At 51.7% G+C, this 9,067-nt stretch carries 12 protein-coding genes; 9 read left to right on the top strand and 3 right to left on the bottom strand.

The features are described from left to right. A partial coding sequence (locus AWU74_RS11455) for a hypothetical protein (RefSeq protein ID WP_202966395.1) occupies window positions 1–555 on the top strand: 555 nt, incomplete at its 5' end. Beyond that, window positions 468–1,217: a hypothetical protein gene (locus tag AWU74_RS02715; RefSeq protein WP_062327330.1), complete on the top strand. Its 750-nt coding sequence runs from the start codon at window positions 468–470 to the stop codon at window positions 1,215–1,217. The genes AWU74_RS11455 and AWU74_RS02715, both read left to right, overlap by 88 nt. A 29-nt stretch (window positions 1,218–1,246) precedes the next feature. Here AWU74_RS02715 and AWU74_RS12590 read toward each other — a convergent pair whose 3' ends face one another. From AWU74_RS12590 to AWU74_RS11450, 3 genes are all read right to left on the bottom strand, one after another. Beyond that, window positions 1,247–1,435: a hypothetical protein gene (locus AWU74_RS12590; RefSeq protein ID WP_238580138.1), complete on the bottom strand. Its 189-nt coding sequence runs from the start codon at window positions 1,433–1,435 to the stop codon at window positions 1,247–1,249. 295 nt (window positions 1,436–1,730) lie between these two features. Continuing rightward, a complete protein-coding gene (locus AWU74_RS02710) occupies window positions 1,731–2,111 on the bottom strand; it encodes a hypothetical protein (RefSeq protein WP_062327327.1) in 381 nt (126 codons plus the stop codon). A 238-nt stretch (window positions 2,112–2,349) separates the two neighbouring features. Further along, window positions 2,350–2,640, bottom strand: coding sequence for a hypothetical protein (locus AWU74_RS11450; protein ID WP_187150800.1), 291 nt, complete (start codon window positions 2,638–2,640; stop codon window positions 2,350–2,352). Window positions 2,641–2,887: 247 nt separating this feature from the next. Here AWU74_RS11450 and AWU74_RS02700 point away from each other — a divergent pair, with 247 nt between their 5' ends. From AWU74_RS02700 to AWU74_RS02670, 7 genes are all read left to right on the top strand, one after another. Continuing rightward, window positions 2,888–5,233, top strand: coding sequence for a DEAD/DEAH box helicase (locus tag AWU74_RS02700; protein WP_202966394.1), 2,346 nt, complete (start codon window positions 2,888–2,890; stop codon window positions 5,231–5,233). Window positions 5,234–5,604: 371 nt separating this feature from the next. Beyond that, on the top strand, window positions 5,605–6,090 hold the full coding sequence (locus AWU74_RS02695) for a MarR family winged helix-turn-helix transcriptional regulator (protein WP_162504706.1): 486 nt from the start codon (window positions 5,605–5,607) through the stop codon (window positions 6,088–6,090). A 1-nt stretch (window position 6,091) separates the two neighbouring features. Further along, the gene (locus AWU74_RS02690; RefSeq protein WP_062327316.1) at window positions 6,092–7,219 is read left to right on the top strand and encodes an aldo/keto reductase; all 1,128 of its coding nucleotides are present in this window, start codon (window positions 6,092–6,094) and stop codon (window positions 7,217–7,219) included. Between the two features lie 11 nt (window positions 7,220–7,230). Next, a complete protein-coding gene (locus AWU74_RS02685; RefSeq protein WP_062327313.1) occupies window positions 7,231–7,563 on the top strand; it encodes a hypothetical protein in 333 nt (110 codons plus the stop codon). Beyond that, a complete protein-coding gene (locus AWU74_RS02680) occupies window positions 7,556–7,906 on the top strand; it encodes a flavodoxin (RefSeq protein ID WP_062376959.1) in 351 nt (116 codons plus the stop codon). Before AWU74_RS02685 ends, AWU74_RS02680 begins: the two co-directional genes overlap by 8 nt. Further along, window positions 7,903–8,487, top strand: coding sequence for a flavodoxin (locus AWU74_RS02675; RefSeq protein WP_202811824.1), 585 nt, complete (start codon window positions 7,903–7,905; stop codon window positions 8,485–8,487). Before AWU74_RS02680 ends, AWU74_RS02675 begins: the two co-directional genes overlap by 4 nt. A gap of 15 nt (window positions 8,488–8,502) precedes the next feature. Further along, a complete protein-coding gene (locus AWU74_RS02670; RefSeq protein WP_062327308.1) occupies window positions 8,503–9,048 on the top strand; it encodes a flavodoxin family protein in 546 nt (181 codons plus the stop codon). Window positions 9,049–9,067: the final 19 nt, after the last annotated feature.

Raw genomic sequence — 9,067 nt, 5'->3', positions numbered from 1 at the left:
TATTTCGATATATTGAGCATCGTGGAACACCCCGCCTTTATAGAGTTTTACAATGACTTGATAAAAGAAGGCACGATTGGCGAAGCAGGCGAATTAAAAAACAACCGAAGCAGCGTCCTTGGCGATATTATCGAAATCACGCCCAAAGAAAACTATCGTGAGTACGACTTGTTTTTCCCGGTTATTGTGCAGGATAAAGAAGAATTCCTTGCCGATTCTAAAATCCCTATAGACGGCTTGCTACCGTTTACCGCATTTCCCCTTGATAAACTGAAACATTTTGCTCAAACGGTTGGCGACACCTTTGTTTCCAACGAGATAACGGTAGGCACACAGTTTGGACGCTATAAGGTGAGCGAAGCGGTATTCAACGCAAAAAGCTACAACGAGTTTATCTCGCGGATTGTCGGGGTGCTGTCCGCAGCGGTAGAAAAACCGGCAGAAGGAAAGCCGAGACGTTTCCTTTTATGCAGGTGCATGCGGCAAAACTCGCCGCCGCTATCGATTCGTATATACGCACACGCCTGTTTAATGGCGCGCTTGACCCGTTTATAGACGAAAACTGGCGCGTGTTGCTTGTGCGCGCCGCTGATTCGTGCGTCGTAAACCACGTCGTTGCCGAAATGAGTAAACTGCTGTGCAAAATGCAGCAAAACACGGCTTCGCAAAACGCAGTAGTGAGAAAATACTATTTCTCAGAGATTTCTAAAATGAAAATCCGCGAAAAATTCCGCGTCCGCGTTGCGAAGTCCATTTTTGACTGGCTGCCCTATCCGTCAAACAAGGGAATTTTTGAACGGGACTTCATGCAATTCCTTGATTCCGACGCTGCGGTCGAGCGCTTTATCAAAATCAGGGAGAATATCCACGATTTTGCGTATGTTAGTTATATTCGCGCCGACGGCATGATTTCGCGGTACTTCCCCGATTTTCTGGTAAAAATCAAAAAAAACGTATATCTGGCAGAAACAAAATCGCAAAAAGACACCGATAATGCAAATGTGCTTTCAAAGAAACGCGCGGCGCTGGACTGGATACGGCAAATCAATGATTTGCCCGCTGATGAACGCACAGATAGCGTTTGGCATTATTGTCTGGTGAGCGACGCGCTGTTTTACCAGTTTCAGAAAAACGGCGCGTCCGCAAAAGAAATTTTTGATTTTTCGCAGATACGGAAGGCAGACGTTGTTCGGGGCGAATTGGTATTTGACGAATAGCATGTCTGCGGACAGTAAAAAAATATAAGCTAATGGCGCTGTTTGTTAAAGCACAAGCTAAAAACATTGGCTGATTTGCTGACATGCTCTGTTTTTTCGTGCATTCCTGCTTCGGTTGAAAAAATCAGTTTTGCTTTATGCGGAAGGTAGACTTCAGCCCCTCTGTTGCGAGTTTGCCCATATGCCGAGTTTCTTGAAGAAACTCGGACGTTACCCATATTCCTCTGACCTCTATGGAGAGAAGGAAACGGACTTTGCCCGCTTCTCTGCGGCGTCATACAGCCCGGCCGCAGACGCCTGTCCGTCACACTGCACCTGTCTCCGAGGCTAGAGTCGTCCGTTTCTATGCCGAGCGATATAGAGCCGCAGTTTCCCTCATATTCACGGCGTTACGTTAGCGGCGGCAAACCAGAGCTTGCTGAACATGCGCTCGGTACCAAACCTATATACCACAGTCTCGCTGTCATGCTTATAACATATCCGACAGGGTCGCCTAACCAATAACTGTCTTCTCTATAACGGATCAGCTTGTTTCGGATATTTTGCCGCATATTCTACCTCATTGAGCCTCTCATACTCTTTGTAGTTCAGCAACGCCTGTTGCGCCTTGTACACGATAGCGTCGAGCGTTTCGTCAAGCTGCCAGTACCTCCCGCTCGTGTTGCGTATTTTGCTGCTTTCTCTCTCCGACATTTTCTGTTCGTTGCCTATTCTCGACACTTCTATCTGGAATTTGGTCTCCACCGGACATTCAAGCAATTCAGTCTCTGTGTCGGGGTTGTCCGGCGTTTCGGGTTTAGTTACCGGCGGTTTGCTGCCCCCGCCGGGACTGTTAGGACAGCCCAGCGCCGCAAGGCAAAACAGTAGCGCGAACAGCGGTTTTGTTGCTTTCATACAGGCCTCCTTCATAAAACCGTGTTGCTGCCTCGCGCGCGCAGGACGCCGTGCAGCATATAACGTTAAAACACTGCGCGGGAACGAATCGCTTCAATCCCCGCTGTATCGCTACAATATAATCCCGCGCCCGCGCTCGGTCAATACCCCCGCCGCGCGCACAAGGCGCACATGCAGGGCGGTGTCCGTGAGGCACTCCTCGCTTCCCTATAAGACGAGTTCCCTTAAGACGAGTTCCCTAAAAAAGCTCAGGCATTCGACTCCGCCGAACGCCGGTAGACATTCCACGTCTGAATGGCGGGCACTCCAGCCGAGCGTTTCGCGGGCGCACTGCGACGACGCAGTCAGCGCCGCCGGGTTTCCGGCGCGCCGCGTCGAGCATTTCCCGCACCGAGACGCCGGACTCGCTCCCCAAATTGGTGGTCAGGCTCCGGTCGTGCTCCGCAAGGTAGTCGAGCGTAGCGGCGTGTCCTGCGGCAAGGTCGCTCACGTGGATATAGTCGCGGGCAGGTGCCGTCCCATGTGTCATAGTCGGTGCCGAAAAGCTCCATTTCCGTCCTGATTCCGGCGGCGGTCTTAAATCCAAAACCGCCGGACTTGCCTATCGAGAGAGCTGCATTATCCGTGCGGCGCAGAGGTAATGCTCTGCCGAACGCCGAGCGGGAGACACGCCCGCCTGTTCAGACGCGCCGCAGTGCGCTATCCTTCCCTCTGCCGGAACGCCCGCTCGCGGCGCGGTTTTCGGCACGCCTTTCTGTTACACAGGGACAATGCCGTTGGAAAAGAGCAACGCCGACCGGTCCCGCTCGTTCGACCTGCTCGACGAGCGCATAAAACGCTGGATTTGGACGCACGAGTGGACGGAACTCCGCGACGTGCAGGAGCGCGCCATTCCGCTGCTGCTTGCCCGCGACCGTGACGTCGTCATTTCGGCGGCAACCGCGAGCGGCAAGACCGAGGCGGCGTTCCTGCCTATCCTGACCCATATGCTGGCGCGGGAAGGCGGATTTGGACTGACGGTGTATGTCAGCCCGCTCACCGCGCTCATCAACGACCAGTTCTCGCGCCTGAGCGACCTGTGCGCTTCGCTCGGCGTGCCGGTGTACCGGTGGTACGGAGGCACCTCCCCGTCGGCGCGGAGCCGCTTTCTCAAAGACCCCGCCGGAATCCTGCTTATCACCCCCGAATCGCTTGAGGCGCTTCTGTGTCTGCACGGTTTTGAAGCCGCGCGCCTGTTCAAAGACGCGCAGTATCTGGTCGTCGACGAGCTGCATTCGTTTATCGGGAGTGAGCGCGGCAAGCAGCTTCAGTCGCTGCTGTTCCGAATCGAGCGGCGGATTTCCGGCGCGGCGGCGCAAGGTTTGTCCGCAAGCGGCGCGATTCCGCAGACTGCGCCTGAAAACAAGGCGGCGCCGAAAGGTGTGGGCGAGGGGAACGCGACTCCGCAGGGAACGTCCGCCGACGACGCGGGCGTTGTGCAAAGAATCGTTCCGCGGGTCGCGCTGTCGGCGACGCTCGGCGACCTGAAGCTCGCCGCCGCGTTTTTGCAGGAAGGCGGCGTCAGGCGCCCCGAATGCGCGCTCGTCGAGTCGGCGGACGCCGGCTATTCGGTCAGAATCGTGCTGAAGGGCATATCTGAAGCCTCCCATACCGCGGCGGGGGAAGGACAACCGGAAACCGAATCGACCGGCGCGGAGCGGGAAATTGCGGACTATCTGTTCCGGCGGCTGCACGGGTCGAACAACCTCGTGTTCCCCAATTCACGGAACAAGGTCGAGTTGTACACGCACTTGCTGAGCGAAAAGTGCGACGAAATGGGCGTGCCGAACGAGTTTTACGCGCACCACGGCAGCCTGCCCCGCGAAGCCCGCACAGAGGCGGAGCAGGCACTCAAATCGCGGGAGCACGGCACAACGGTCGTCTGCACGAACACGCTGGAGCTGGGAATAGACATTGGCGACGTGAAGAGCGTCGCGCAGATTGAGCCGCCGCCGTCGGTGTCGAGCCTGCGGCAACGGCTGGGGCGGTCGGGCAGACGGCAGGGCGAGGCGGCGGCGCTGCGGGCCTTCGTCATAGAGGAAGAGCGTCCGTGTCAGGGGTTGCGCTCCGATCTGCGGGAAAGCACCTTTGAGTTTTGCGCGGCTATCGGACTGCTGCTCGACGGCTGGTGCGAGCCGCCGCGCCCGGGCGGCATGTTTTTATCGACGCTGGTGCAGCAAATATTCGCGCTCGTCGCCGAGTCGGGCGGTATTGCGGCGGAAGAAGCGTATGCGGCGCTGTGCCGGAGCGGCCCGTTCCGTGCCGTATCCGAGGAAGACTTCGGGGAAACGCTGCGCTCGCTTGAAGGGCGCGGGTTCGTGGAGGCGGGCGCACAGGGGGCGCTTTTCTTGAGCGAGAAGGGCGAGCGCATGGTCGCCCATTATTCGTTCTACGCATCGTTCCCGACGGACGAAGAGTACCGCCTCGTGAGCGAACAGGAGACGCTCGGCACGCTGCCGGTGCGCCGCGGCGTTCAGCCGGGGGAGGTCCTCGCCTTTGCCGGAAAGTCGTGGCGTGTGCTGTCGGTCGACTCAAAAGCGCGCGTCATAGAAGTCGCCCCCTATACCGGCGGTCGCCTGCCCTCGTCCGCGGGGGGAGGGTTTTCGCTCGACCGGAAGGTTCGCGCCCGAATGCGGGAACTGTACGAGTCGGGCGGGGACGTGCCGTTCGCGGACGACGTGGCGAAGCGTTTCCTTTCCGAAGGGCGCGAGGCGTACCGCCGGCTGGGGCTGTCGGCTGCCTCCGTCGTGCCGACGGGCGGGGGCGCGGCGGTGTTCACGTGGCTCGGCGACCGGGGAAACCGCGCGCTACAGCTTTTGCTCCGGCGCGGCGGCATTCCCTGCGCGCTGGGCGGCGCCGCGCTCACAGCGCACGGACACCGGACTGGCGACGTCCGCCGGGCGCTCCGGGCGTTCCGCGCCAAGTCGTTGCCCGACGCGCTGGAGCTGCTCTCCGGCTCGCGCGGTCTGGCAACAGAGAAATGGGAGTGGGTGCTTTCCGAGCGCCTGAAAAAGAAGAATTACGCCAGCTTCCGCGTTGATATGGACGAGGCGCGGGAGTGGCTGACGCAGGCGGCGCTATAGGGACAGGGCGTTTATCATCATCGGAATTTTTACCATAACCCTGTAGTCATATTTTTACTCCACCAACGCGCAGGCTTCTAACAAGTCCTCCTGACAAGCAACTGTGTCTGCCGTCTTCGATTCCCGGCGACGTTTTGCGTCAGACTCTTTTCCGCAAACTTTTCACGTTATGCGAAATTTGAAATGCCCCAAATTTGTTTGAATAAAGAATAAACAAAAGCAACAAAACCTGAAATATTCGAAGCGGCGGCATCCGTGCCGCCGCTTCGTAAATTCAATTTTTTTCAAGAACCCTATTGACAAAAAATCCTCTAAAGATTAGTCTAATTTTGGACGATACAGATATTAGACTGTATCATATCTTGATAGTTATGGAGAGCATGATGGATAGCGTTACAAATGACGATGTAAACGAATATTGCCGTTTATGGCGGGAAATTAACCTTCAATATGAAGAATATGCCAAGGCATTAGGCACAACCTATAGCGTGCTGCTGGTCATGAGTATTATCAATAGCGTTGGGGAAACTTGTACGCAGAAGGACATTTGCTCACAAAGTTTTCTTCCCAAACAGACCGTTAACCTCATCATAAAGTCTTTTCTAAAAGACGGCTTTATAAAGATGACTGAACTTGAAAGCGACAGACGCAACAAAGTTATCCGGTTTACAAAGAAAGGAAAAGAATATGTCCAAAAATATATTTTTAGAATAAAAGACGCGGAAAACAGAGCAATGAAAAAATTAAGCGAAAAAGACAGGCAGCAACTACTCGAAAGCACCAAAAGTTATACAACCTATTTTAAGGAATATATGACACACCATATCGAGGAACTTGGTAATGGTAAAAGGAGTTAATATGTTTGAAAAAAAACTAGGCTTTGGGCTTATGCGTTTACCGCTGAAAGACCCAAATGACAGGTTCAACGTGGAAAACGTTGAAATGGATACGTTGAAGTGTATGGTTGACATTTTTATTGAGCGGGGCTTCAACTATTTTGATACCGCTTATGTGTACGGCTCTAGTGAGGCGGCAACCAACGCGGCTTTGGTCAAACGCTATCCACGGGATAGTTTTAGACTTGCTACGAAGCTGCCTCTTAACAAACTGAAAAGCTCGGAAGATCAGGAAAAATTTTTTGATGAATCGCTTGCACGGTGCGGAGTTGATTATTTCGACAATTATCTTTTGCATGACATGTCGGCGGAAAATTATAAAATCGCTTGCGAATTCAACTCGTATGATTTTATAAGAACGAAAAAAGCGGAAGGGAAAATAAAGCATATAGGTTTTTCTTTTCACGACACCGCCGAATTGCTTGACGAAATTTTGACTGACTATCCCGATTTTGAATTTGTTCAGTTACAAATCAATTACCTTGATTGGGACAACGAGGGTATTCAATCCCGAAAGTGCTATGAAACAGCGGTGAAGCATAACAAGCCCGTCATCGTCATGGAGCCGGTGAAAGGCGGAACTCTTGCAAACGTGCCTGAAAATGCGGAAAAACTTTTGAAAGGGCATAATCCTAATATGTCCGTCCCTTCGTGGGCGATACGTTATGTCGCAAGCCTTGATAACGTCGTCACCGTGTTGAGCGGAATGTCCACGCTGGAACAACTGAATGACAACACAGACTTTATGCGGGATTTTATACCGCTTTCCGATGAAGAACGGGCAATTTTGGAACAGACTGTCAATATTATAGCGGGGAATATCGCTATTCCCTGCACGGCTTGCCGCTATTGCGTTGATACCTGTCCGCAAAATATTCCTATCCCTGATTATTTTGGGCTTTATAACAATAAAAAGCAAAGTATGGCGCAGCCTTTTTATGTTCAGGATTTATATTACCAACGCCGCTCACAAGGATGCGGCAAAGCGTCTGATTGCGTAGAATGCGGTGAATGTGAAAAACATTGTCCGCAGCACCTTACCATTCGGCAATTTTTGAAAGATGTTGCCGTAAGTTTTGAGAAAGTATAAAGGAGCTAGAAATGAAAAAAATATTTGTTTTAGGTATCGCGCTTGCGATAAGCGTATCAATGTTTGGTTTTACTGCAAAAGCGCAGGCGCAAGGTTCTTCGCGTTCCACAAGCGGGAATTCAGGTGGTACTGTAGGTTCCGGTATGGGAAATATCCTCATTGCCTATTTTACCACAAGCGATGTTGTTGACAAAAGTTTAATCGACCCGTCAATAGACGCAACATCACAGGCAAGTATCGTTATTCCCAATATGCAAATTGTTGCTGGTTTTATCAGTGAAATAATCGGAGGTACGGTGTTTGAAATACGGACGGTAAAAAAAATATCCTGTAGGCATGAATGAACTGAATACCATGTGCTATGCGGAAATGAATGCGAATGCAAGACCGGAATTATGTACCCACGTTGAAAATATGGGCGCTTATGACACAATCTATTTGTGCTATCCCAACTGGTGTGGAACTATACCGATGGCTGTTGCTACATTTCTTGAAGAATACGATTTTTCAGGCAAGACAATCATAGCGTCTTGTACGCATTTTGGTAGCGGCTTTGGAAACAGTATTCAGGATATTCAAGGACTAGCCCCCGCCGCAAAGGTGGTGCAGGGGTATAACGGCAGTGGACGAAACATACAGAGAACAAAAAACGCCGTAGTGGATTGGGCAAAAAGGAGCGTAAAATGAAGAAAGTATTTTTGTTTGTATCTGTTTTAGCAGGATTATTTTGCATGGGGGGAAATATGGAAGCACAAAATCAAAAAGGCACAATTTTAATTGCCTATTTTTCGTGGAGCGGAAACGCTAAGGCACTTGCCGAACAGATAGCGCGGGAAACCGATGGGGTTTTGTTCGAGATAAAAACGAAAACGGTTTATCCCGATACATACAACGAATGTACCGTTGTAGCTAGACGGGAATTGGACAGTAACGCCCGCCCCGCGCTTGTGGCGAGTGTTACCGACATGGCGCAATACAGTACGGTCTTTCTATGTTACCCAATTTGGTGGGGAACCATGCCGATGGGCGTTTTTACATTCCTTGAAGCCTCCGATTTCTCCGGGAAAACGATCTACCCCCTCGTTACCCACGGTAACAGCCGTTTTGGGCGTAGCCTTGATGACCTAAAAAAGACCTGCCCCCGCGCTTACATCGGCGAAGGGCTTGAGGTAAGTGCCTTTGATACAAACCCAAAAGATGCCACCCGAGTGACGATACCAAACAGAGATGTAACGTCATGGCTTCGTAAACTTGGAACGGTACGGTAAAAAGGAGACGAGATTATGAGGAAAAAAATATTGATTCTGTTGAGCAGTCCCCGTAAAAATGGAAATACCGACCGCCTGAGCGATGAGTTTATTCGCGGTGCACAGGAAGCCGGATCAGAGAGCGAAAAAATATATCTTAAAGATAAAACAATAGGCGGCTGTCTCGGTTGCTTTGCCTGTCAGAAAAACGGCGGTATCTGTGTTCAGAAAGATGATATGCCGCTCCTTTATGAAAAAATGATGGGCGCGGATGTAATTGTATTCGCATCACCCGTTTATTTTTATACATGGAACGCACAGATGAAAATTGTTATTGACAGAACTATTGCCGTGTCAACAGCGCTGACAAACAAAACCTTTTATATGATTAGCGCAGGGAATGCTCCTACGGAAGAATACATGAAAACGATGATTGACAGTTTTCGTAAGTATATCGGTTGTTTTCGCGGAGAAGGCAACAAGGAAGGCGGTTATATGTTTGCCTACGGTGTAGACAAGCCGGGGGATGTAGCGGGGACTCCGGCAATGGAACAGGCTTACTTAACGGGGCGGAAAGTATGAGGGAAATAGACAATAGCAG

Source organism: Treponema endosymbiont of Eucomonympha sp. (assembly GCF_001028545.1).
This window is presented reverse-complemented; position numbering and strand designations above follow the sequence as displayed.

Coding starts and splice junctions, on each gene's coding strand:
- AWU74_RS02670 (WP_062327308.1), top strand. CDS start 8,503: ATGAGGAAAAAAATATTGATTCTGTTGAGCAGTCCCCGTAAAAATGGA.
- AWU74_RS02685 (WP_062327313.1), top strand. CDS start 7,231: ATGAAAAAAATATTTGTTTTAGGTATCGCGCTTGCGATAAGCGTATCA.
- AWU74_RS02680 (WP_062376959.1), top strand. CDS start 7,556: ATGAATGAACTGAATACCATGTGCTATGCGGAAATGAATGCGAATGCA.
- AWU74_RS02675 (WP_202811824.1), top strand. CDS start 7,903: ATGAAGAAAGTATTTTTGTTTGTATCTGTTTTAGCAGGATTATTTTGC.
- AWU74_RS02695 (WP_162504706.1), top strand. CDS start 5,605: ATGGAGAGCATGATGGATAGCGTTACAAATGACGATGTAAACGAATAT.
- AWU74_RS12590 (WP_238580138.1), bottom strand. CDS start 1,435: ATGGGTAACGTCCGAGTTTCTTCAAGAAACTCGGCATATGGGCAAACT.
- AWU74_RS02715 (WP_062327330.1), top strand. CDS start 468: ATGCAGGTGCATGCGGCAAAACTCGCCGCCGCTATCGATTCGTATATA.
- AWU74_RS02710 (WP_062327327.1), bottom strand. CDS start 2,111: ATGAAAGCAACAAAACCGCTGTTCGCGCTACTGTTTTGCCTTGCGGCG.
- AWU74_RS02690 (WP_062327316.1), top strand. CDS start 6,092: ATGTTTGAAAAAAAACTAGGCTTTGGGCTTATGCGTTTACCGCTGAAA.
- AWU74_RS11450 (WP_187150800.1), bottom strand. CDS start 2,640: ATGACACATGGGACGGCACCTGCCCGCGACTATATCCACGTGAGCGAC.